Below are 23153 nucleotides of genomic sequence, written 5' to 3' on the forward strand. Positions count from 1 at the left end.
ACACGCCACGCACGCCAGCCGATAAGTGAACCACCAGTTTATTGCGATCCCGAATAAAAATAAAATCAGTAACTGCACGGAACGAAGGAAAGCTCTGGGATTGCGGGTCACCGCGGCACCCAGACCCGCACCAGCGACACCAGCTTTTCCACATCGAGCGGTTTGGCCATGTAGTCGTTGGCTCCGGCTTCGAGGCAGCGTTCCTGATCGTCCTTCATCGCCTTGGCGGTCAGCATGATGACGGGCAGTTTCTTCCATTCGGGGCGCTTGCGAATTTCGCGCGTCGCGGTCAGGCCGTCCATTTCCGGCATCATGACGTCCATCAGCACCAGATCGACGGCGGTATCGGGAGAGGCCTGCGCCGCCTCCAGCGCGTCGAGCGCTTCGCGGCCGTTGCGGGCGATCTGCACGATGGCCCCCAGCGGTTCGAAGATGTTGGTGACGGCGTAGATATTGCGCACGTCGTCCTCGACCACCAGCAGACGACGGCCCTCCAGCATATTGTCGCGGCCCTTGGCCTTGTGCAGCATCTTCTGCTGCTCCGGCGACAGGTCGGAGACCATCTGGTGCAGGAAGAGGGTCACTTCGTCGAGCAGACGCTCGGGCGACTTCGCGCCCTTGATGATGATCGACTTGGAATAACGGCGCAACTTCTGCTCGTCGGCGGAGGACAGCTCACGGCCCGTATAGACGATGACCGGCGGGAAGGCGTAGTCCTGCTCGCTGGACAGAGTCTCCAGCAGGGCATAGCCGCTGGCGTCGGGTAGGCTGAGGTCGAGCACCATGCAGTCGTAGGTGTGCTCCTTCAACTCGGAGAGACATTCTGCGGCTGTGCCGACGGCCACGGTTTCCACGTCCTGCGTCTTGAGCAGCGCCATGACCGAGTCGCGCTGCACCTCGTCGTCCTCGACGATCAGCACGCGGCGCATGCGCTTTTCGAGGCGGGTTTCGAGTTGGGTGAAGGCGTCGACCAGTTCCTCACGTTTGACCGGCTTGAGCATATAGCCGATCGCACCCATAGACAGGGCGGCGTGCATATAGTCGTTGGCCGAGACGACGTGCACGGGGATATGCCGCGTCTTCGGGTCGCGCTTGAGGCGATCAAGCACCGACAGACCCGAATGGTCGGGCAGGCCGACGTCGAGCACCACGGCGGCGGGCGTGTACTGACGCACGATCAGCATGGCGTCTTCGGCGGTGGTGGCGATCATGCACTGAAAGCCCAGGTCCTGCGCCAACTCATACAGAATGCGCGCAAAGGACGGATCGTCTTCGACGGCCAGCAGCAGACGCTTGTCGCCGGACAGGCGGTCGCGGTCGTCCGGGATGCGCGGGCGCGCCGGCAGATCGGGCGCGGCCGGGGTCTCGGCGAAGGTTTCGATGACCGGTGGTCTGGGCGCCGCCAGCGGAATGTCACGCGGGGCCACCTGCTGCGGGTCATAGACCAGCGGCAGGACGAGGGTGAAGGTCGAGCCCTGACCCGGCTCGCTCTGCAACTCGATATGCCCGCCCAACAGGCGCGACAACTCGCGCGAGATCGACAGACCGAGACCCGTGCCGCCGTACTTGCGCGAAATGGTCGAATCCGCCTGCCGGAAGGCTTCGAAGATGCTGCGTTGCTGTTCTTCGGAAATGCCGATGCCGGTATCGGTGACGGCGAAGCGCACCTTGCCGTCGTCATCGGAAATGCGCAGCACCACCGAACCGCTCTCGGTGAATTTCAGCGCGTTCGACAGCAGGTTCTTCAGCACTTGCTCCAGACGCTGCCGGTCGGAGTCGAACAGTTCCGGCAGATTTTCGTCGGCCTCGACACGGAAGCTGAGCTTCTTCTCGTTGGCCAGCGGCTCGAACATCCGCGTCATATCGCTGGCCAGGCGGCGGAACGAGACGGGCTCGGCCGTGATGTCCATCTGCCCGGCCTCGATCTTAGACAGGTCGAGAATATCGTTGATCAGGGCCAGCAGGTCATTGCCCGATGACTGGATGGTGCGGGCGAACTTGACCTGTTCCTCGGTCAGATTGCCGTCGCGGTTGTCGGCCAGCAGCTTGGCGAGGATGAGCGAGGAATTGAGGGGCGTGCGCAGTTCGTGGCTCATATTGGCCAGGAAGTCGGACTTGTAACGGCTGGCCTGCTCCAGTTCCTGCGCCTTGGCCATGATGTCGGCGGCGCTGCGGTTCAGATCGTCCTTTTGCAACTCCAGCATACGCGTCTGTTCGGACAACTGGACATTGGTCTGCTCCAGTTCGGCCTGCTGCTGTTCGAGGCGCAGATGCGACTCCTTGAGCGCGCGGCTCTGTTCCTCAAGCTCTTCGTTATTGACCCGCAATTCCTCGGACTGGGTCTGAAGCTCCTCGGACTGCCGCTGGGTTTCTTCAAGCAGGTTCTGCTGCATGGCCCGATAGTTGGCGGAGCGCATGGCCATGCTGACGAACTCGGCGACGCGCTCCATCAGCATGAGCACGGTATTGTCGACCGGCGTAAGGAAGCCCAGTTCGATCACGCCGTCGATGAGCCCTTCCGAGGCCGCCGGCGCGACCACCACGTGCCGCGGACGCCATTGTCCCAGCGCCGTGCCGACAGCCAGATGCGTCTCCGGCAGATCGATCAGATGCACGGCCTTGCCGTCGGCGGCGACCTGCCCCACCAGCCCTTCGCCGATCTTGACGGTATCGGGAACGTCAGAGCCGCCAGCTACGCCGAACGTGGCGACCTGCTTGAGGATGGCGCCGTCCTTGATGAAGACGGCGCCGGCCCTGGCGCCCGTATATTCGGCCAGATAGGACAGCAGGCTGCGGCCCAGTTCGTCCACGCGCTGTTCGCCCATGGCGGCGGCGCTGAGGCCCACTTCGCCGGCTTGGATCCACTCCTGACGGCGGGCAGCCTCGGCGGCGCGCCGGACAAGGTAGGCGATGATCAGGGTCAGGATGAGGCCGGAAATCGCCGTCAGCACCACAGCGACAACAGCGGTCGTATAGGCCGCTTTCATTTCCTCAAGGCGTTGGCTGCGGCGCGTGCGCTCTTCGCTCTGCATGGCGGCGACGAGCACGCGCACCTGATCCATGTCGGCCTTGCCCTTGTCCGTACGCACCACTGAGGCCGCGGCGTCGAAGCCCTGCGTCCGGCGCAGCGCCACGGTGTCTTCCAGTTCCGTCAGCTTGGAATTGACGCGATATTTGAGCGAGACCATACGCGCTTCCTGCGTCGACGAGCCCTTGATCAGGTTGTCGACGGCGGCGGTGCGTTCCTTCACGGCCAGAACCGCCTCGGTATAAGGGGTCAGATAGGTGTCCTGACCGGTCAGGAGGTAGCCGCGCTGACCGGTCTCGGCGTCCTTCACGGTCGACAGCAGTTCGTTGAGGCTGAGGATCACTTCGTGCGTCTGGGCGACCTGCCGCGCATTCTGATTCAGCGTCGAAATATTGGAATAGGAAATAAGCCCGGTGCCCACAAAAAACAGGGCGACAAAGATGAGTGAGGCCAATACGCCATAGTCAGCGCGCTGGAGACGTGCGGCTTTTTCCGCCTGTTCGATAATCTTCGCCCGGTGTGGCATCGAGAGTCCGCTGAGTGAAAGCTGATTTTATGTTTGGGTCGGCGGCGGCTTCGTTAAGCCGCGCATCCTAGTTCCTGACGTGCATTTCGCCGGCTATGGTATTCAGAACGTTTTCAAGGGTCTGCAGGTCCACGGGCTTGGTCAGGTGATGCGCAAAACCGGCCTGGGCCGACTGTTCGCGGTGCTCGCGCTCGTCCCAGCCGGTCTGAGCTACGAAGACGGCGTCGGCATGGATGGGCTTGGCCCGCATTTCGCGACACAGGTCGTATCCGCTCATACCGGGCAGGCCAATATCCATCATGACGACATCCGGGCGATAGTCCTCTCCATCGGCCAGCGCCGCCTTGGGCGTCAGGCTTATGCGGTAGTCATACCCCAGCATCTCGATGATCCAGCCGGCCGTTTGAGCCAAGGCTTCGTTGTCCTCTACGATGAGAATTTTCATGGGTGTCCCTGATGCGTGTACTGGGGTGTAGATATATGTATAGAGGCGGGCCGCCGGATTACGCAGACGCTACATACAGACAGGCAAAACCGGACGCGGGTCCATGCGCGCCCGGGCAAAACAATAGGGCCTTTTTTATGACAAGGCAACCATATGCACAGGATTTGGGAAATATAGCGCCGCTCTTTGCGAACTAATCGGGCGTATATCGCGCTTATGGATTATTTATATTTTGATAGTGATGAAAATAAGTAATAATTGAAATTGGTTAAATGCATGTATTTTTCAGGAATATAGATATTATATTTAAATTTGTGTATTAAATGTATTTAATATTGTATTTTAGTGCGTAGAAATTATTTCTTCTTGCAAAATCTTTGCGGTGGCTGAAAGTGCGCCGTCAATAAGTGCTTGGCGGATCGGAGGCCGGGAAAGTGTCTTCGACCATATTGTCCACCTGATCTTCGCACAGGTTATTGCGTACCGCGCGGTCTTCGCGCTGGCAGCGTTTCAGCGTGCGTTGAGGGTGCATGAAGCCGTCGCAGAAGGCTCTGGCGATGCGCAGGGTCTGAAACATGGTTTCCTCGCTTTGTCGGTTGTCCCCAGCCTAGCGTCGGTCGCATAAAAGCGACAGTTGGCTCACCGTACGACATGCAAAGAGCCGGTAATGAGGTGTCCACGGTTTCTGCGCTCATTTTGGCCTTGATTCTGGATGGCAATTTTACAGGGCGTCGACGTCAATGGCCTCTACTTCAGGGAGGTTTGCATGTCCTTTGCCCTTGATCGCCTGATCGTCCGTCCCGATGATATCGACCTGTCCCTTTCGCCGATGGCCGGGCATTTCGCCGCTGAAACCTATGTGCTGGGGGCGTTCAATCCGGGGCTGACGCGCCTGCCGAACGGCAATCTGCTGCTGATGGTGCGGGTCGCCGAGGCTCTGCGCACGCCGATCCGCGACCACCATGTTCATTCCATTCGCTGGGAAGACGGCGCCTACCGGATCGATGCGTGGCCGCTGGAACTGACCGATACGTCGGATCCGCGCACCTTTACGCTCAGGGGGGGCAAGTCGAAGGTGATGGCCCTGACCTCCCTGTCATGGCTGCTGCCGGTCGAACTGACGCCGGACGGGCGGGAGGTTGTGGCCTTCCACTACGACAAGGCCATCGTGCCGGAAGCATCTTTCCAGTGTTACGGCGTCGAAGACCCGCGCATTTCAAAGGTCGGAGATCGCTGGCTGATGACCACCTGTTCGGTCAGTCCGGAGCGCCAGTGCACGACCCTTTACACCTCGGACAACGGGCTCGACTGGCGCTTTGTGGATGTGGTGCTCGATCATCAGAACAAGGACATGCTGATTTTCGAAGGGCTGATCGACGGTCAGTACTGGGCACAAACCCGGCCTCTGGGGGAAGTCTATTTTGCCTATCCGCCCGGCAGCGAGTGGCACGCCGGGCCGTCCATCAATCTCGCCACCTCGCCCGACTCTTTGCATTGGAAACCGCATCGCAACCCCGGTCTTCGGCCGCAGGCGGGGTCGGTGGCGACCGCACGCATCGGGGGAGGCGCGCCCCCCATACTTACCGAAAAGGGTTGGCTGGCCTTATGGCACGGGGTCGAGCCGAAGGAACTGATCGGCGTCTATCGCACCTACTGGTCGCTACTCGACCGCGACGATCCGTCGAAGCTCGTCCATACCGGGCCGACGCCGCTGCTGGAGGCCGCGCCGGACCTGACGCGGCCCATCGAGCCTCAGATGTATATTCGCGACGTGGTGTTCACCACGGGGATCGTCGATGCAGGCGATCATTATATCGTGGCGTCGGGGGAGGCGGACCTCGCCTGCCGCATAACGCACATACCGAAGCGGGTGTTTAGCCTGTAGGAAGGATTGGCCACGGAAAACACCGAAAGCACGGAAAAAGTGCAAGGGGTATCTCCCGCGCGAAGCCCCCCCTGTCCCATACGATGCGCAAGGATGAAGGCTCTTCGGGCCAGATGGGTTCCGCAGCCTTTCCGTGCTTTCTGTATTTTCCGTGGTTAAAAATCTAACCAAACAGCTTGATCGCCGTTTTGGCGACCAGTTCGCCCTGAAAACGCGCGCCGTTCAGTTCGTTCTCGCTCGGCTGGCGCGAACCGTCACCATCGGTAATGGTCGATGCGCCATAGGGCGAGCAGCCTGTGACTTCGGACACGCCCATCTGTCCCTGGAACGCATAGGGCAGGCCGACAATGATCAGGCCCATATGCAGGAGGTTGGTGATGATCGAAAACTGCGTCGTTTCCTGACCGCCGTGCTGGGTGGCCGAAGAGGTGAAGGCCGCCCCGACCTTGCCGTTCAGTGCGCCGCGCGCCCATAGCGGGCCCGTCTGATCCCAGAAGGCCGCCATCTGAGAGGCCATGCGCCCGTAGCGCGTCCCTACCCCGACGATAATGGCGTCGTACTGTTCCAGATCCTCGACCCCGGCCACCGGGGCCGCCTGATCGAGCTTGAAATGCGCGTTTTGAGCAACGTCCTGCGGCACGGTTTCCGGCACGCGCTTGATGTCGACCTCGGCCCCGGCGTTGCGGGCGCCTTCGGCAACGGCCTCGGCCATCGTCTCGATATGTCCGTAGCTGGAATAGTAAAGCACGAGAACCCTGGCCATTATGACGCTCCGTTTTTGCGTGGAATGGCGCGGAGAGTGGGCGTCCGGTGCTCATGAAAAAATGGGCGCTTATCGGGTGCAGATAAAAAGCGCATAAAAACAGGATAAGGGGTTTGCGGTCTGTTTATGCAGCGCAAGCGCGCGAAATGGCGTTTTTTGACGCTCCGCTTACGGGCGTTGAGTTTAGCCCCTCCTTCGGTGCGACCTGTGGGCGTCCCTCTGATCCTTGATATTTGATTGCGTTTGCCATAGATGCAGGCCCTTATTCTGTACAAGGGATTTCCTATGAATGCGCTCGCTGAGGTCAATTCGTCACGCCTGTCGGAGGTCAACGCTTTTGTTGCGCGTTACCGCCGTGAGCGCGCGGCCTCGGCTTCGGTGGCTTTCGACGCCTATCCCCTGCCGCGGCTGGAAAAGCGCATCACCACCGCCCTGTCGGCGAGGGCGGGACAAGCGCTGGATATCAAGTTCGACTTCATCGACCGCGCCAAGATGGGCGGCGATCTGGCTCTGCGTTTCCCGCAACTGCTGAAGGACGGCGGCCCCAAGGGCTTCATGGCCAACCATCTGCCGTGGATCGTCGAGATTCTCAGCGGCCCGGATTTCGCCGATGCCATCGCCAAACTCGAAACCAAGGGCATGTATATCAACCTGACCCTGTCCGACGGCTGGATGCTGAGCGGGGCACAGGCGGTCACTGACATTGGTGCGCATTTCGGCGATTCCGACGCGCTCAAGGGCCGTTCGGCGGTGGTCGATTACTCGTCTCCCAACGTCGCCAAGACGCTGCACGCCGGGCATATCCGCTCGACGATTGTGGGCCACGTCCTGTCGAACCTGTGGGAGCGTTCGGGTGCCGACACCTTCCGCGTCAACCACATCAACGACTTCGGCGGCTTCGGCTTCATGCTGGAGGGCTATCGCCGCTTCGGCGCGGTCTTTCCGGCCGATTTCGGCGATAACGACAAACTGCTGGAAATCTACAGAATCCGCCGCTCGGTCGAGCGTATCCTCGAAGGGGCCAAGCCGTCTGCCGAATGGGAGGCCGAAGACGCCGCCATTGCCGGGCGCTACTTTCCCGGCGCGACCAATCTCGACGCGCTGAAAGCGGCGTTCGGCGATTATGTTGCGGCCTCAGATGCGCGTTTCCGCGCGCTGGAGCAGGGCGATGCCGCCGAGGTTGCGCTGTGGATCGACATGGTGAAATGGAGCCTGCAATCCTTCGAAGGCTTCTACGACGCGCTGAACATCCATTTTGATCTGGTGCTGGGCGAAAGCTTCTACTATCAGGCCGGCGACGCCACGGTCGAAGCCGCGTTGCAATCGGGCAAGGCGGTGATCTACACCGAGGCCCATGCGCAAGAGGCCATCGCCATCGAAGAGGCGCGTTTCGCCGCCGGTGACATCGGTGAGATCGAGCGCGACACGCTGATCAAGTCGATCCGCAAGGACATCGGCGCGGCGGTGGTCCTGCTCGACAATAATGAGCGCTTCGTGGTGCGCCGCGCCGACGGCCAGAGCATCTATTCGACCCGCGACATGGGCGCCATCAGGTTGCGTTCGGAGATGTTCGACCCGACGGACACCTTCTACGTGGTCGGTCAGGAGCAGCAGGTCCACTTCAACCGCCTGTTCCGTTCGGCCTACGTCACCGGCATCGCCGACCCGGCCCGCACGACGTTCCAGCACGTCTATTTCGGCTTCTATGTCGATGCGCAGACCGGCAAGAAGCTCTCGTCGCGTCAGTCGGTGTCGAACGTCATCGGCCTCCTGTCGGCGGCGCAGGTCTATTTCCGTAACCGCCTCTCGGACCGGGTGGATTCGGACGAGGCCGAACTGAGCCGCGCGGCGCAGGAACTGGCCATCGGCTCGATCGTGTTCAACGACCTCAAGCAGGACCTTAAGGGCGCGGTGGAAATCGACGCCTCGGACATGGACGCCACCATTGCCGGGTTCGAGCGTTCGGGCGGGGCCTATGTGGTCTATGCGGCGTGCCGCGCGCGCAGCATCCTGCGCAAGAACGGTGGCGGCGTGGCCAAGCTGGACGGCCTGAACCCAGAATTTAACTATCAGATCGACGCGCAGGAAGCCGACCTGCTGCTCAAGGTGCAGCAGATCCCGCAGAAGGTCGTGGCGGCGGCCAAAGCGGCCAATCCGTCTGTGCTGGTGCGTCACCTGATGGACGTGGCGGCGATCTACAATTCCTATTACACCCGCGTGCCGGTGATCAGCGACGGCGTCGCCAATCCGGCGCGTCTGGTCATTACCCAGGCGGTGCAGGTAGCCCTGACCCGCGCCCTGTCGATCTGCCATATCGAGTGTCCCGAAGCGATTTAAGCCGAGGGACACCGGCCTTTCAGCGGGCAGTCGGCGCAGGCCGGCTGCACCGCATGGCAGAAGGTGTGCCCCAGCCGCTTGAGCAGCCAGTGCAGTTCCGAAAGGTCCGGCGCTCCCCAGCGGTCGGCGGCGGACATGATCAGCTCATAGGCGCTGTCCGGCGTGGCCTTTGGCCCGATCACGCTCAGCCGTCTCAGGCACCTCAGCACATGGGTGTCGAGCACCATGGCTGCCTGATGCAGACCGCTGAAATTCATCACTGCCGAAGCTGTGCGTGGCCCGACGCCCGGCAGGGACTGCAGCCAGCCGCGCGCTGCCTCGACAGGAGCGCGGCTGAGCGGCGTCAGGTCGAAATCGGGAAAGCGGGCGGCAATGCGTGTCAGCGCCAGCGCCAGATTGCGCGCCTTGTCCGTCGCAAAGGTGACGGGCGCGATGACGGCTTCGATCTCTTCTGCCGTTGCGCCGGCCATGTCTGCCCAGTTCGCCCAGCGGGCCCGCACATCGGCATGGGCCTGACGCGACACCTCATCCCTGGTGCGCGCCGACAGGACCGAGCGTATCAGCGCATCCATCGGATCATAGAGCGTCGGGCGCGTTTCCGGTCCCGGTCCGAACGTGGATTTCAGCCGGGAGCGGATATCGATCAGGTCGCCTTCGAGGCCGAAATCGAACAGGGAGCGCATATCCAGATATAAGAACAAAATAAGAACATTTGCAATATGAGAAAAGCCACCTCCGATTGGGAGGCGGCTTTTCTTTTCACAACCGTTCCGGCTCAGGCAGCGATGACGTCCGCCGGGCCCGTGGTGCGGATCAGGTGGTCGAAGGCCGAAAGCGACGCCTTGGAGCCTTCGCCCATGGCGATGACGATCTGCTTGTACGGCACGGTCGTGCAGTCGCCCGCTGCAAAGACGCCCGGCAGCGAGGTTTCGCCGCGCGCATTGACTTCGATCTCGCCATGCTTCGACACGGCGATCGTGCCTTTCAGCCATTCGGTGTTGGGCACCAGACCGATCTGGACGAAGATGCCTTCCAGTTCGATGTCGTGCGTAACGTCGTGGATGCGGTCCTTGTAGGTCAGGCCGACCACCTTGTTGCCGTCGCCCCTGACCTCGGTCGTCTGGGCATTGGTGAGGACCTTGACGTTCGGCAGGCTGTAGAGCTTGCGTTGCAGGACCGCGTCGGCGCGCAATTCGGCGGCGAACTCCAGCAGGGTCACTTCGGCGACGATGCCGGCCAGATCGATGGCCGCTTCGACGCCCGAATTGCCGCCGCCGACGACCGCCACGCGCTTGCCCTTGAACAATGGTCCGTCGCAGTGCGGGCAGTAGGCCACGCCCTTGTTCTTGTACTCGGTTTCGCCGGGCACATTCATATTGCGCCAGCGCGCGCCGGTCGACAGGATGACGGTGCGCGACTTGACCGATGCGCCGCTTTGCAGCTTGACCTCGATCAGGCCGCCCGGAGCCGAGGCCGGGATCAGTTGCGTCGCGGTCTGGAGGTTCATGATATCGACCTCATAGTCCTTGACGTGCTGCTCCAGCGCCGTGGCCAGTTTGGGGCCTTCGGTGTGCGGGACCGAGATGAAGTTCTCGATATCCATGGTGTCGAGCACCTGACCACCGAAGCGTTCGGCGACGACGCCCGTGCGAATGCCCTTGCGTGCCGCATAGATGGCCGCCGAAGCGCCGGCCGGACCGCCGCCGACCACCAGCACGTCGAATTCCGACTTGGCGGCGATCTTTTCGGCCTCACGCGATTGCGCGCCGGTGTCGATCTTGGCCAGAATCTGTTCCAGACCCATGCGGCCCTGACCGAAGGGCTCGCCATTCAGCAGGATAGTCGGCACGGCCATGATCTGACGCTTTTCGACCTCGTCCTTGAACAGGGCGCCGTCGATGGCGACGTGCTTGATCCTGGGGTTGAGGACGCTCATCAGGCTCAGGGCCTGCACCACGTCGGGGCAGTTCTGGCACGACAGCGAGAAATAGGTTTCGAAATGAAGCTCGCCGTCGATGTCGAGCGCCTTGACCTGTTCGATCACGTCGGCCTCGACCTTGGGCGGGTGGCCGCCGACCCACAGCAGGGCCAGCACCAGAGAGGTGAACTCGTGCCCCATGGGCAGACCGGCGAAGGTCACGGCGACCTCGGGGCTGCCGCTGCGCACGATGTCGAAGGACGGCACGCGCTCGCCGCCGGAGGACACGGTGACGCTCACCTTGTCCGACGCCGCGACGATGTCTTCGAGCAGTTCGACCATCTCGCGCGACTTGGCGCTGTCGTCGGTGTGGGCGAGCAGTTCGATCGGGGTGCGCAGGTTTTCGAGATAGGCCTTCAGTTGGGCCTTCATGCCGGCGTCAAGCATGGCTTACTCCATAAAATATCGTGAAAATCATTGTCTATATGTCCGGCCCGCGAGCCGGAGATAGGGAGAATGACTCGATGAACCTGCGGAGGGGACATGGGGGGAGGCGGGCCTCCCCCCATGCATAACTTTAGATCTTGCCGACCAGGTCGAGCGACGGGGCCAGGGTCTTTTCACCCTCTTCCCACTTCGCCGGGCAGACTTCGCCGGGGTGCGACGCGACGTATTGCGCGGCCTTCACCTTGCGGAACAGTTCGGTGGCGTTGCGGCCCACGCCTTCCGAGGTGATTTCCATAAACTGGATGACGCCTTCCGGATCGACCAGGAAGGTGGCGCGGTCGGCCAGGCCGACGCCCGGACGCATCACGTCGAAATTGTTGGTGATGGTGCCCGACTGGTCACCGACCATGTAGTAGTTGATCTTGCCGATGGCAGGCGAGGTGTCGTGCCAGGCCTTGTGCGAGAAGTGCGTGTCGGTCGAGACGGAATAGACTTCGACGTTCAGCTTTTGCAGGTCCGGATAGATGCCGGCCAGGTCTTCCAGCTCGGTCGGGCAGACGAAGGTGAAGTCGGCCGGGTAGAAGAAGAAGATCGCCCATTTGCCCTTGGTGTCGGCATCCGAAATATCGACGAACTTGCCTTCCTTGTACGCGGTGGCCTTGAAGGGCTTGATCGGGGTATTGATGAGGGCCATTGGAAAATCCTTTCATGAAATGGACAACGCTGTATTCCCCATTTCGATGCAAAAGACAAATCTATAATTTTTATATTATTCATAAATTTGATTTATAATTGTATATAGAGATGGACTCTCTACTCTGTGCGGAATTGCCGTTATAAATATGACAAAATGGCATTAAACCCGACAATGCCGGCTGGCATTGCCCCTTTTGTGACATAAAGGCCACGAGCCCTGTCAACCGTGAAAAAAAAAGCAAATGTCCAGTAGAAAGGACAACGTTGTCATGATAGCGGTATCGACACAATAAGCGACTCAAGTCGTAACTGGGAGAAACGCGCGGGGTCTTGTCTGCCGTGCCGATAACTGAGCCGGAAGTCGTCGCAAGTGACGGCGATCCCAGCCGCTATGTGTTTAATCAGTACCGTGGCTTTGTCCGTTAAGGAAAGATCCGACGGCGACGTCACGCATCCGAATTGCGTTTTTATTAGTAAAAGATACAACTTCTGGGAGGAAAACATGACAACACCGATTCTCGGTGCGTCTTCGCACGGCCCGCGTCGTGCACTTCGTAATCTGGTCCTTTGCAGCGCGTCTGGTTTAGCGATGCTTGCGGGAGGTGCGTATGCGCAGGAAGCGGCGCCTGCGGTGGACGACAGTATTGAAACCGTTGTGGTGACGGGCGTTCGCGGTTCGCTGCAGCGTTCGATGAACATCAAGCGCAACGCGTCGGGCGTGGTCGATGCGATCACGTCTGAAGACATCGGCAAGTATCCGGACACCAACCTGGCCGAATCGGTCCAGCGCATTCCGGGCGTGTCGATCGACCGCACCAACGGCGAAGGTTCGACCGTGACCGTGCGCGGCTTCGGTCCGGGCTTCAACCTGGTGACGCTGAATGGCCGCGTGATGCCGGCGGCGCAGATCAACGCCGTGGGTTCGGGTAACGGCACCGCCGGCGGCGGTTCGCGTAATTTCGACTTCTCCAGCATCGCGTCGGACGGCGTGTCGGGCTTTGAAGTCTACAAGACCGGTAAGGCTCATGTCGCTTCGGGCGGCATCGGCGCGACGCTGAACATCAAGACCCTGCGTCCGATCGGCAAGTCGGGCACCTCGGGTTCGCTGTCGGCCAAGGCGGTGCACGGCGAAAACCTGATCGACGGCAAGGACTGGACGCCGGAAATCGCGGGCACCTACAAGTGGACCAACGAAGACAACACCTTCGGCGTGGCCCTGTTCGGTCAGTTCGCCGAAAAAGACGTGGCGACGCGTCAGGCGACCCAGAACAGCTGGAACCTCGACACCCGCGATCAGTTCTACAGCCCGTCGAGCGGTCGTCTGCGCTATGCGTCGAACCAGACCACGCTGCTGACGCAGATCACCAATCCCCCGCCGGCCGGTGCGCTGGTCGCCTATCCGAACGACAGCCGTTACGCCCTGTCGGAAACGCACAATGAGCGCAGCAACCTTGTGGCCACGGCGCAATGGCGTCCGGTTGAAAACTGGCTGTTCACGGCGGATGCCCTGTACGTTCAGAACGAAGCGACCGAACTGCGCGCCGAACAGACCAACTGGTTCAACCGTCCGTTCGACCAGATCGTGTTCGAAAAGGGCGCTTCGGGCATCTATAACGCCGTCTTCCTGCAGGAAAACCTGTCGGGCGTGAAGGACATCGGCTTTGAACAGCAGTTGGTCAGCCTCAAGAGCACGCTGAAGTCGGTAGGCTTCAACGCGGTGTGGGACATCAACGACAAGATGAGCCTGACCTTCGACGCGCATTCGTCCGAAGGCGAGGTTCTGCCGAACAATCCGGACGGTTCGACCACGGTCGCCATCTCGATCGGCGCGCCGGTGATCGCCTCGCACTCGGTGGACTTCCGCGGTGAAATCCCGGTTCAGAAATACACCATCAACGACGCGCTGCGCGGCAACAACAATGGCCGTCTCGATGCGGGCGATCTGGGCTCTCAGGTGGGTCGCACCTGGACCAACAGCCAGACCAACAAGATCGACGAATTCAAGGTCGATTTTGCCTATGACTTCGACGGCGAAAGCCGCTTCGACGCCGGTATCGACCTGCTGAAGTCGGAAATGACGACGACGACGGGTTCGACCTATCAGGCGCTGGGCGACTGGGGTATCTCGCGTCCGGGCGACGTGGCGCAATACGCGCCGGGCCTGATCACCACCTATGATCTGGGGGGGCTGTTCCAGGACTTCACGCCGGGTCAGTCGAACATCGCCTTCCGCGGCAATGCGCTCGACATCTACCGCGCGCTGGCCAAGGGCTATAACCAGTCGCTGCCGACCACCTCTTTGACGGCCAACACCATCGAAGAAGAAATCAAGGCGATCTATGGTCAGTTGACCCTGAAGGGCGACTTCCTCGGCAAGCCGGTCGGTATCGTGGCCGGTCTGCGCTACGAAAAGACCAATGTGACGGCTTCGGCCCTGCAAAGCGTCCCGACGGCCATCCGCTGGACCGCTGACAACGACTTCGCCACCGATTTCGGCACCGGCGTCGCCACCCTCAGCAGCCAGGCGGACTACGACAACTGGCTGCCGAACCTCGACATCTCGTGGAATGTGCGCGATGACGTGACGGTGCGGGCGTCCTACTCCAAGACCATCGCGCGGGCGGCCTATGGCAACATGTACGCCACGACGACGGTCAACACGCCGCCGCGTCCGACCGCCAACGGCACCAATCCGACGGCGTCTTCGGGCAACCCGGCCCTGCTGCCGCTGGAATCGTCGAACATCGACTTCTCGGCGGAATGGTACTACGGCCCGGCCAACTACGTGTCGATCGGCTTCTACAACAAGGACGTGGCCAACTTCATCGGCACGGGCCGCGTAACGCAGACCCTGTTCGACCTGCGTGACCCGACCGCCGCGACGCCGGGCTCGCGCTCGGGCACGGCCAAGACCGCGCTGGGTGAACTGGGTCAATCGCCGACCGACGTCAACCTGTTCACCATGACCGCCCTGGTCATCAAGAACAACGGCAACACGACGGCGGCCAAGAACGAGTACACCGCCAACTCGACCAACGGTAACCTCAATCAGGCCTTCGTGGACCAGATCCTCGCCGCCTATGACATTACCGCCAATTCGAGCGATCCGCTGTTCAACTTCGACACCGCCATTCCGGTCAATAACAAGACCGCGAACATCCACGGCTTCGAACTGGCCATCCAGCACTTCTTCGGCGACAGCGGTTGGGGTGTGTCGGGCAGCATGACGACGGTTGAAGGCGACATCGGCTTCGACAACTCGGCGGCGCCGGGCACGCTTCAGTTCCCGCTGCTGGGCCTGTCGGACACCTACAACGTCACCCTGATCTACGACAAGGGTCCGCTGTCGGGTCGTCTGGCCTATAACTGGCGCGACAAGTACATCGCCAACACCAATGTCGGCGCGCAGGGCGACCCGCAGTACTTCGAGGAGTTCGGCGTGCTGGACGCCTCGGTCAACTACACGGTGACGCCGAACATCCAGATCACCTTCGAAGGTCTCAACCTGACCAAGGAGCACATCCGCCAGTACGGCCGCGACACCTCCAACATCTACTTCGCTCAGGAACTCGATACCAGATACCAAATCGGCGTCCGATATAAGTTCTAAATCCCCTGAGTGCCTGAGTGGGAAAGGCCGCGGGCGACCGCGGCCTTTCCTGTCTTGCTCTTGCCGTCTCGCGCAGGAGGCGTAAGTTGTTCCGTGTCCAGTGAAAGTGCCCGCATGTCCAACGCCGTTCTTCTCGATAATGTCAAGCATCACGACCTGAGGGTCATAGGCGGCCACGGCCAGTCCTTCGGCGACAGCGTCAACGAAATTCCCGTCTTCGCGACTGAGTTTGCCGAGCTTCAGCGCGACTATCCGCTCTATTTTCGCGAAGCCGAGGGGGGCGGGTTTCAGGCCTTTGCCCTGCTGGGTCTCGACAAGGACGAGAACCTCTTTCTGGCCGACGGTCAGTGGCAGGCGCGCCACGTCCCGGCCATGAGCCAGCGCGGGCCCTTCCTTATCGGGATGCGCGACGATGGCCCCATGCTGATGGTCGATCTCGACCACCCCCGCCTCAGCCGCAGCGAAGGCGAGCCGGTCTTTCTGCCGCACGGCGGCAATGCGCCCGCTCTGGAGCGCCACATGCGCGCGCTGCGCACCATCCATCAGGGTGTCGAAATCAATGCCGCCATGTTCGCCGCCCTTCAGGCCGAGGGCCTGATCGCGCCGGTGGAAATCGCCATCCGCCTCGACGACACCACCGAATACAAGATGCCGGGCCTGTTCTCGATCAGTCAGGAGGCCCTGTCGTCGTTGAGCGGGGAGGCCTTGGAACGTCTGAACCGCGCCGGCTTCCTGTCGCTGGCCTTTCAGGTCGTGGCGTCGATGGGCAATATGGCCCGCATCATCGAACTGAAGAACCGCAAGCGGGCCGGGGTGTAATGGCCGGAATTACACGTCGCACCGAGGTCCTGACCGGCGTGTCCGCGGACGCCATTCCCTTCGACACGCTGATGGAGGGGCAAAGGCCTGTCGTGCTCAAAGGCGTAGCGCGTGACTGGCCGCTGGTGCGCGACGGTCTGAACAGCCCCCGGGCAGCCATGGATCACCTGCGGCGTTTCTATCAGGGACGGCCCGTGACCGCCTATACGGGCGCGCCGGAAATTGGCGGGCGGTTCTTCTATCGCGAAGATATGGGCGGACTGAATTTCAGCGCCGCGCGCACCGATCTGGGGGCGTTTCTTGACGCCGTGGCGGCGCACCTCGATGACCCCGCGCCGCCCTGCTTTTATATCGGTTCGACCGATCTGGGTTTGTATCTGCCGGGCCTGCGCGAGGCGGGCAACGAGCTTATGCTGAACCATTCCATGTTCGCCGCCTATCCGCCGCTGGCCAGTATCTGGATCGGCAATCGCACCACGGCGACCTGCCATTTCGACATGTCGCATAATATCGCCGTCTGTGTCGCCGGGCGGCGGCGCTTCACACTGTTCCCGCCGGATCAGGTCGAGAATCTCTATCCCGGCCCCCTGGAGCCGACGCCGGGGGGGCAGGTGGTCAGTCTGGTCGATTTCCGCGATCCGGATTACGACCGGTTTCCGGGTTTCCGTGCCGCCGAGTCCGCCGGTCAGGTGGCCGAGATGGAGCCCGGCGACATCCTCTTTTACCCGGCCCTGTGGTGGCACCATGTCGAGGCGCTGGGGCCCTTCAACATCCTCATCAATTACTGGTGGAACACCTCGCCCGCCTTTATGGACACGCCGATGAACACCCTGCTGCACGGCCTGCTCAGCCTGCGCGACCGGCCGGAGCCGGAAAAGGCCGCGTGGAAGGCGCTGTTCGACTATTACATTTTCGGGCCTTCCGAGCGCGCCGGGGCGCATATCCCCGAAACGGCGCGTGGGGCGTTGGGGACGCTGGACGAGATGACGGCGCGGCGTCTGCGCGCGCAACTGCTGCAAAAACTGAATCGCTGAGGGGAAAGACATGCCACCGATCAAGAAGGTAGTGATTGCCGGCGGCGGCACGGCGGGCTGGTGCGCGGCGGCGGCCCTGTCGAAGCTGCTGGGCTCTGTGCTCGACATCACCCTGATCGAGTCGGAAGAGATCGGCATTGTCGGCGTAGGTGAGGCGACCATCCCCACCGCGCGCACCTTCCACCACTTCCTCGGCATCGACGAGCGCGCCTTCCTTAAGGCGACCAATGCCACCTACAAGCTGGGTATCGCCTTCGAGAACTGGGCGCGCGATGGCGACCGCTACATCCACTCCTTCGGCGAGATCGGCAAATCCAACTGGATGGCCCCGTTCCACCACGTGTGGATGGCGGCGCGCGACAAGGGCTTCGGCGGCGATCTGGGCGATTATTGTTTCGAGCTTCAGGCGGCGGAAGAGGGCAAGTTCTTCACCTCGGATACGGCGCGCATCAACTACGCCTACCACTTCGACGCCGTGCTTTATGGGCGGTTCCTGCGGCAATTCAGCGAGGCCAACGGCGCCAGACGCATCGAAGGCCGCATCCGCCAGGTGCGTCAGGACAGCGAGAGCGGCTTCATCACCGGGCTGGAGCTGGAGTCGGGTGAAGTCATCGACGGCGATCTGTTTATCGACTGCACGGGCTTCAAGGGGCTGCTGATCGAGGAGACTTTGAAGACCGGCTTCGAGGACTGGAGCCACTGGCTGCCGACCGACCGGGCGCTGGCCGTGCAGACCGCGTCGGCAGGTCGGCTCGATCCCTATACGCGGGCGGTGGCGCACGGCGAAGGCTGGCGCTGGCGCATCCCGTTGCAGAACCGCGTCGGCAACGGACTGGTCTATTCCAGCGCGCACCTGTCGGATGAGGCGGCGCGCGAGCGGCTGCTGAGTCTGCTCGACGCCGAGCCGCTGACTGAGCCGCGTTTGATCCGCTACCGCACCGGGCGGCGCAGGAAGATATGGAACAAGAACTGCCTGACGGTCGGTCTGTCGAGCGGCTTCATCGAGCCGCTGGAATCGACCAGTATCCACCTGTTCCAGGTCGCCGTGACGCGGCTGATTCAGATGTTCCCCTTCGGCGGCATCACCGAGGCGGTGACCGATCATTATAACGACATAGCGCGGCGCGAGATCGAAAAGGTGCGCGATTTCGTGGTGCTGCACTACAAGCTGACCCAGCGCGACGACACGGATTTCTGGCGCGAGCGGCGCGAGATGAGCGTGCCCGACAGCCTGACCGAGCGGCTGGAGATGTTCCGCGAGCAGGCCCACGCCTGGCAGGCGGCGGACGACCTGTTCCGCGTCGATTCCTGGGTGCAGGTCCTGCTGGGGCAGAGACTGGAGCCAAAGTCGCATCACGCCATCGGCAGCCTGATGAGCGATGCGCAACTGCGTCAGGCGCTCGACGGACTGAAAAGCCATATCACGCGCACCGTCGCGGCCATGCCGACGCACGAGGCGTTTTTGAAAAGCTATCTGGCGTAAAGGTCGCGGGGTAGCGCGCCCCGCGACCGAAAATCAGGGATCAGTGACCCGCCTTCGCCTTTTCCTTGGCTTTGTAGGCGATCATCTCTTCCTTAGAGATCATCTTGTCGCCATTGGTGTCGGCTTCCATGAACATCTTGTCGGCGGCCGCACGGTGCTCTTCCATGCTGACCATGCCGTCGCCATTGGTGTCCATCTTCTTCAGATGGTCTTCGACCATCTTCGTCTTGTCGCCTTCGCCGGCGAAAGCGGGGGCGGAAAGGGCGAGACCCAGGGCACAGACGGCTGCAAGCGCTTTTTTCATAAGGCTATCCTCTCTGAATGACTGATACTGCCGGGGAGATATTCCGCGACGGCGCTTTCATATCCGGAGAATAATCAGGCCTCGATACGCTTTTTACGCGAATCTGTGCGGCTGTCCGAAGGCGGCCTATTCAGGCCCGGTCGAGGATTTCGCGGACCTTGGCCCCCAGTTCCTCGATGGTGAAGGGTTTGCCGATCAGATCGACCCCGACATCGAGCGTACCGTTGTGCACGACAGCATTGCGGGTATAGCCGGTAGTGAACAGCACCCTGAGATTTGGCTGCCGCAGCTTTGCCTCGCGCGCCAGCTTGGCGCCGTTGATGTCGGGCATGACCACATCGGTGAACAGGAGCGCGATGTCGGAACGCGCTTCGATGATCGACAGGGCCGCCAGGGCGCTGTCGGCTTCCAGCACGCGATAGCCTAATTCGGTCAGGGCATCGACGCTGAATTGCCGCACGATGGCCTCGTCCTCGACGACGAGAATGGTTTCCTGAAACTCGCCCATCGGCAACTGACCGGCTTCGGCCGCGACTTCGACATCCTCTGTGACGGTCGTCACACGCGGCATGTAGATCTTGACCGTCGTGCCGACACCGGGCTCGGAATAGATTTTCACGTGCCCGCCGGACTGTTTGACGAAGCCGTAGACCTGACTGAGCCCCAGACCTGTGCCCTTGCCGACCTCTTTGGTGGTGAAGAAGGGGTCGAAGGCCTTGGCCACCACCTCATCCGGCATACCGGTGCCGGTGTCGGTCACGGCGATCATCACGTACTGACCGGAAATGGCCCCCAGATTGGCCGCGGCATAGCGGTCGTCCAGCCAGGTGTTCTGCGTCTCGATGGTCAGCTTGCCGCCGTCCGGCATGGCGTCGCGGGCATTGATGGCGAGATTGAGTATAACGTTTTCGAGCTGGTTGGGATCGGCGTGGGTGCGCCACATGCCGCCCGACAGGACGGTTTCCAGCTTGATATGACCGCCCAGCGAATGCCGCAGCAGGTCGGACATGCCGGACACCAGCCGGTTGATCTCGATGGGTTCCGGGCGCAGGGGCTGCTGCCGCGAAAAAGCCAGCAGGCGCTGGGTCAGGGTGGCGGCCCGCTTGGCGCCTTCCATGGCCGACTCGACGTAGCGTTTGGCGCGCGGATCGGTTTCGCCAACTCGGCGCAACAGCAGGTCCAGCGAGCCGATGACGACGGCCAGCATATTGTTGAAATCGTGGGCGATGCCACCGGTGAGCTGACCCACGGCCTCCATCTTCTGGGCCTGACGCAGGGCCTCGTCCACGGCCTCGCGTTCGGCCAGAGTGTCGGCGATGCGGCGCTCCAGCGTCTCGTTCAGTTCGCGCTGAGCGGCTTCGGCGCGGATACGGTCGGTGATGTCGTTAAACAGCACGGCCACATGGGGTTCGTGCGGGTCGCCGACCTTAAAGGCCGACACTTCCAGATGGCGGCCGGTGGCCACCAGTTCGCGGCGGAAGCGGATCGGATTGCCCGTCTTGAGAACGCCGCCGTAAAGCTCGACCCAGCCGTCGGCTTCGTCAGGCACCATTTCGCGCACCTTCTGCCCGACGACATCGGGGATGCCGGCATGGCGCTCATAGGCCGCGTTGGCCTCGATATGGATATAGTCGCTCATCGGGCCGTGCGGGCCGTCGAAGAATTCGATGATGCAAAAGCCCTCGTCCATGGACTCGAACAGGTTGCGATAGCGGTCGCGACCGGGTGTCTCCGCAGGGGTGCGGTTATCGTCGTTCATGGAGTGCAATCTGCGCCGTGTAAAGATGACGACACCCTATAGACGCCCCTTGGCGGCGCAAGCTCTATTGCGTCCTCAGTCATGTCTCATTTGAGTACCACGCGGAAGCGCAGGCTGCGTTCCGGGCAATAAAAAACGGCTCCCTCTTCGCGAGGCAAGCCGTTGGTTTCATCCCGACGAATGGTGGAGCTAAGCGGATTCGAACCGCTGACCTCCTCATTGCGAACGAGGCGCTCTACCAACTGAGCTATAGCCCCATCCGTCGTGGAAGGCGTCTTTTAATCGAACGTCGGAGACTGTCAAGTCGGGTTTGACTTGTTATAGCTACGGACGCCGCTATATTCATAAAAAGGCCGGGCAAGGCCGGTTCCCAAGGGTTTTCCATGATCGATTTCGTTTTCTTCGTTCTCAACGGTATTCTGTCCTTCGCCGTGTGGGTGATCATCATCAGCGCGATCCTGAGCTGGCTGGTGGCCTTCAATGTCATCAACACGCGCAATCCGGGCGTCTTCCGCTTCATGGAAATGCTGGACCGCCTGACCTACCCGATCCTTGAGCCTTTTCGTCGCATAATCCCGAATCTGGGCGGCATCGACATCAGCCCAATCATCGCCATCCTGATCATTCAGGGGATGCAGCGTTATCTCCTGCCGATGGCGCGCGAGAGCCTGTACCGTTTGACGGGGATGTAATTTGGCCCGGCTGGTCGTGCGTCTGACGCCCAAGGCGGCGTCGGACCGGATCGATGGCTGGGAGAGCGATGCGCAGGGGCGGGCGTACCTCAAGGTGCGCGTGACCGCCCCGCCTATCGAAGGCCGCGCTAACGAAGCGCTGATCGCCTTTCTGGCCAAGCGGTTGAAGGTGCCGAAGTCCCGTCTGTCGCTGGTCTGCGGGGACACTTCGCGTCTCAAGCAGATCGAGATCGAAGACATGGACGAGGCGGAATTAAAGGCATTGCTGACATGAAAAACCCCGCCGGAACGCTCCGGCGGGGTTTTTCATGTGGCGCGGTACGAAAGCTTTACGCGGCGGCCTTGGCGGCGTGGATTTGCGCCACGATGGCCTTGGTCACTTCCGAACCCGGCAGGTTGCCGCCGACGTCCCTGGTGAGTTGGCCGGCCTTGATCACCGCTTCGATGGCGGCGTCGAGCGCGTCGGCTTCGGTCGGCAGGTTCAGCGTGAAGCGCAGCATCATCGACACCGACTTCAGCGTGCCGATGGGGTTGGCGAGGTCCTTGCCGGCGATGTCCGGAGCCGAGCCGTGGATCGGCTCATAGAGACCCTTACCGGACCCCAGCGAGGCCGAACCCAAGAGGCCGATCGAACCCGGCAGAACCGAGGCGAGGTCGGACAGGATGTCGCCGAACATGTTTTCGGTGACAATGACGTCGAACGACTTCGGACGGGTGACGAGGTGCATGGCCATCGAATCGACGAGGGCGTGCTCCAGCTCGACGTCCGAATATTCGGCCTTATGCAGCTTGATGACGGTTTCGCGCCACAGACGCGAGGTCTCGATGACATTGGCCTTATCGACTGAGGTCACCTTGTTGCGACGCTTGCGGGCGGCCTCGAAGGCCACGCGGGCGACGCGCTCGACTTCAGCGACGGTGTAGACGCACTCGTCGGTGGCCGAGGTTTCGGTGCGGGTCTGCTTGCCGAAATAGAGGCCGCCGGTCAGTTCGCGCACGATCAGCATGTCGGCGCCCGCGACGATCTCTTCCTTCAGCGGCGAGCGGAAGGCTTGCGACGCCGGCACGTCCATCGGACGCAGGTTGGCGAACAGGCCCATCGACTTGCGCACGGCCAGCAGGCCCTGCTCCGGACGCTTGGGTTGCAGGTCCCACTTCGGACCACCGACCGCGCCCAGCAGCACGGCGTCGGCGGCCAGACAGGCGGCGTCGGTGTCGGCAGGGTAGGGATCGTTGCGTTCGTCGATGGCGATGCCGCCGATCAGCTTTTCTTCGAAATTGAAGGTGTGGCCGTAGGCTTCGCCGATGGCCTTGAGCGCGGACACGCCTGCGGCGGCGACTTCGGGACCGATGCCGTCACCCGGCAGCACGACGATGTTGAAGGTGGACATAATAATTTTCCAGTAT

The 23153-nt window shown here is 61.6% G+C and carries 18 protein-coding genes and 1 tRNA gene; 8 read left to right on the forward strand and 11 right to left on the reverse strand.

What is annotated here, in order from left to right; translation table 11 throughout:
* Window positions 1-107 precede the first annotated feature (107 nt).
* The 3 genes from LH365_RS03450 to LH365_RS03460 all read right to left on the reverse strand — a co-directional run bounded on the left by LH365_RS03450 (window position 108) and on the right by LH365_RS03460 (window position 4576).
* Window positions 108-3554: a response regulator gene (locus LH365_RS03450; protein ID WP_226744812.1), complete on the reverse strand. Its 3447-nt coding sequence runs from the start codon at window positions 3552-3554 to the stop codon at window positions 108-110.
* A 67-nt stretch (window positions 3555-3621) separates the two neighbouring features.
* Window positions 3622-3999 (reverse strand): response regulator, encoded by a 378-nt coding sequence (locus tag LH365_RS03455; RefSeq protein WP_226744813.1) that lies wholly within the window; start codon window positions 3997-3999, stop codon window positions 3622-3624.
* Between the two features lie 400 nt (window positions 4000-4399).
* A complete protein-coding gene (locus tag LH365_RS03460) occupies window positions 4400-4576 on the reverse strand; it encodes a hypothetical protein (protein WP_226744814.1) in 177 nt (58 codons plus the stop codon).
* Window positions 4577-4765: 189 nt separating this feature from the next.
* On the opposite strand from LH365_RS03460, the gene LH365_RS03465 reads away from it, so the two are divergent.
* Window positions 4766-5884: a glycosidase gene (locus LH365_RS03465; RefSeq protein ID WP_226744815.1), complete on the forward strand. Its 1119-nt coding sequence runs from the start codon at window positions 4766-4768 to the stop codon at window positions 5882-5884.
* 163 nt (window positions 5885-6047) lie between these two features.
* On the opposite strand, the gene wrbA is transcribed toward LH365_RS03465, so the two are convergent.
* Entirely contained in the window at window positions 6048-6647 is a 600-nt protein-coding gene (gene wrbA, locus LH365_RS03470; RefSeq protein WP_226744816.1) for an NAD(P)H:quinone oxidoreductase, read from the reverse strand.
* 285 nt (window positions 6648-6932) lie between these two features.
* Here wrbA and argS point away from each other — a divergent pair, with 285 nt between their 5' ends.
* Window positions 6933-8984, forward strand: coding sequence for an arginine--tRNA ligase (gene argS, locus LH365_RS03475; RefSeq protein ID WP_226744817.1), 2052 nt, complete (start codon window positions 6933-6935; stop codon window positions 8982-8984).
* Here the strand turns inward: argS and nth are convergent.
* The 3 genes from nth to ahpC form a co-directional block, all read right to left on the reverse strand.
* Complete coding sequence (nth, locus tag LH365_RS03480; RefSeq protein ID WP_226744818.1) at window positions 8981-9667, reverse strand: endonuclease III; 687 nt, start codon at window positions 9665-9667, stop codon at window positions 8981-8983. The genes argS and nth overlap by 4 nt on opposite strands.
* Window positions 9668-9759: 92 nt before the next feature.
* Complete coding sequence (ahpF, locus tag LH365_RS03485; RefSeq protein ID WP_226744819.1) at window positions 9760-11349, reverse strand: alkyl hydroperoxide reductase subunit F; 1590 nt, start codon at window positions 11347-11349, stop codon at window positions 9760-9762.
* Between the two features lie 130 nt (window positions 11350-11479).
* Window positions 11480-12043 (reverse strand): alkyl hydroperoxide reductase subunit C, encoded by a 564-nt coding sequence (ahpC, locus tag LH365_RS03490; RefSeq protein ID WP_107877651.1) that lies wholly within the window; start codon window positions 12041-12043, stop codon window positions 11480-11482.
* Between the two features lie 504 nt (window positions 12044-12547).
* On the opposite strand from ahpC, the gene LH365_RS03495 reads away from it, so the two are divergent.
* The 4 genes from LH365_RS03495 (at window position 12548) to LH365_RS03510 (ending at window position 18991) form a co-directional block, all read left to right on the forward strand.
* On the forward strand, window positions 12548-15655 hold the full coding sequence (locus tag LH365_RS03495; protein ID WP_226744820.1) for a TonB-dependent receptor: 3108 nt from the start codon (window positions 12548-12550) through the stop codon (window positions 15653-15655).
* Between the two features lie 114 nt (window positions 15656-15769).
* A complete protein-coding gene (locus LH365_RS03500) occupies window positions 15770-16474 on the forward strand; it encodes a SapC family protein (RefSeq protein ID WP_226744821.1) in 705 nt (234 codons plus the stop codon).
* Complete coding sequence (locus LH365_RS03505) at window positions 16474-17508, forward strand: cupin-like domain-containing protein (protein WP_226744822.1); 1035 nt, start codon at window positions 16474-16476, stop codon at window positions 17506-17508. The genes LH365_RS03500 and LH365_RS03505 overlap by 1 nt, the downstream gene beginning before the upstream one ends.
* A 10-nt stretch (window positions 17509-17518) precedes the next feature.
* A complete protein-coding gene (locus LH365_RS03510; RefSeq protein WP_226744823.1) occupies window positions 17519-18991 on the forward strand; it encodes a tryptophan halogenase family protein in 1473 nt (490 codons plus the stop codon).
* Between the two features lie 40 nt (window positions 18992-19031).
* Here the strand turns inward: LH365_RS03510 and LH365_RS03515 are convergent, their stop codons facing one another.
* The 3 genes from LH365_RS03515 to LH365_RS03525 form a co-directional block, all read right to left on the reverse strand.
* Complete coding sequence (locus LH365_RS03515) at window positions 19032-19295, reverse strand: hypothetical protein (RefSeq protein WP_226744824.1); 264 nt, start codon at window positions 19293-19295, stop codon at window positions 19032-19034.
* A 130-nt stretch (window positions 19296-19425) separates the two neighbouring features.
* On the reverse strand, window positions 19426-21054 hold the full coding sequence (locus LH365_RS03520; RefSeq protein WP_226744825.1) for an ATP-binding protein: 1629 nt from the start codon (window positions 21052-21054) through the stop codon (window positions 19426-19428).
* Between the two features lie 181 nt (window positions 21055-21235).
* Window positions 21236-21311 (reverse strand) — tRNA-Ala (locus tag LH365_RS03525).
* Window positions 21312-21437: 126 nt separating this feature from the next.
* Between LH365_RS03525 and LH365_RS03530 the strand changes: the two genes are divergently transcribed.
* Both LH365_RS03530 and LH365_RS03535 read left to right on the forward strand, forming a co-directional pair.
* Entirely contained in the window at window positions 21438-21746 is a 309-nt protein-coding gene (locus LH365_RS03530; protein ID WP_226744826.1) for a YggT family protein, read from the forward strand.
* Window position 21747: 1 nt separating this feature from the next.
* On the forward strand, window positions 21748-22020 hold the full coding sequence (locus tag LH365_RS03535; protein WP_226744827.1) for a DUF167 family protein: 273 nt from the start codon (window positions 21748-21750) through the stop codon (window positions 22018-22020).
* 55 nt (window positions 22021-22075) lie between these two features.
* Here the strand turns inward: LH365_RS03535 and leuB are convergent, their stop codons facing one another.
* Window positions 22076-23137 carry a 3-isopropylmalate dehydrogenase gene (leuB, locus tag LH365_RS03540; protein ID WP_226744828.1) on the reverse strand — a complete coding sequence of 354 codons (1062 nt, stop codon included), beginning with the start codon at window positions 23135-23137 and terminating at the stop codon, window positions 22076-22078.
* Window positions 23138-23153 lie beyond the last annotated feature (16 nt).

The organism is Asticcacaulis sp. AND118 (genome assembly GCF_020535245.1).
Lineage (GTDB): Bacteria > Pseudomonadota > Alphaproteobacteria > Caulobacterales > Caulobacteraceae > Asticcacaulis.

Coding starts and splice junctions, on each gene's coding strand:
- leuB (WP_226744828.1), bottom strand. CDS start 23,137: ATGTCCACCTTCAACATCGTCGTGCTGCCGGGTGACGGCATCGGTCCC.
- LH365_RS03505 (WP_226744822.1), top strand. CDS start 16,474: ATGGCCGGAATTACACGTCGCACCGAGGTCCTGACCGGCGTGTCCGCG.
- LH365_RS03495 (WP_226744820.1), top strand. CDS start 12,548: ATGACAACACCGATTCTCGGTGCGTCTTCGCACGGCCCGCGTCGTGCA.
- LH365_RS03530 (WP_226744826.1), top strand. CDS start 21,438: ATGATCGATTTCGTTTTCTTCGTTCTCAACGGTATTCTGTCCTTCGCC.
- LH365_RS03520 (WP_226744825.1), bottom strand. CDS start 21,054: ATGAACGACGATAACCGCACCCCTGCGGAGACACCCGGTCGCGACCGC.
- ahpC (WP_107877651.1), bottom strand. CDS start 12,043: ATGGCCCTCATCAATACCCCGATCAAGCCCTTCAAGGCCACCGCGTAC.
- LH365_RS03510 (WP_226744823.1), top strand. CDS start 17,519: ATGCCACCGATCAAGAAGGTAGTGATTGCCGGCGGCGGCACGGCGGGC.
- wrbA (WP_226744816.1), bottom strand. CDS start 6,647: ATGGCCAGGGTTCTCGTGCTTTACTATTCCAGCTACGGACATATCGAG.
- ahpF (WP_226744819.1), bottom strand. CDS start 11,349: ATGCTTGACGCCGGCATGAAGGCCCAACTGAAGGCCTATCTCGAAAAC.
- LH365_RS03465 (WP_226744815.1), top strand. CDS start 4,766: ATGTCCTTTGCCCTTGATCGCCTGATCGTCCGTCCCGATGATATCGAC.
- LH365_RS03455 (WP_226744813.1), bottom strand. CDS start 3,999: ATGAAAATTCTCATCGTAGAGGACAACGAAGCCTTGGCTCAAACGGCC.
- LH365_RS03500 (WP_226744821.1), top strand. CDS start 15,770: ATGTCCAACGCCGTTCTTCTCGATAATGTCAAGCATCACGACCTGAGG.
- LH365_RS03450 (WP_226744812.1), bottom strand. CDS start 3,554: ATGCCACACCGGGCGAAGATTATCGAACAGGCGGAAAAAGCCGCACGT.
- nth (WP_226744818.1), bottom strand. CDS start 9,667: ATGCGCTCCCTGTTCGATTTCGGCCTCGAAGGCGACCTGATCGATATC.
- LH365_RS03460 (WP_226744814.1), bottom strand. CDS start 4,576: ATGTTTCAGACCCTGCGCATCGCCAGAGCCTTCTGCGACGGCTTCATG.
- argS (WP_226744817.1), top strand. CDS start 6,933: ATGAATGCGCTCGCTGAGGTCAATTCGTCACGCCTGTCGGAGGTCAAC.
- LH365_RS03515 (WP_226744824.1), bottom strand. CDS start 19,295: ATGAAAAAAGCGCTTGCAGCCGTCTGTGCCCTGGGTCTCGCCCTTTCC.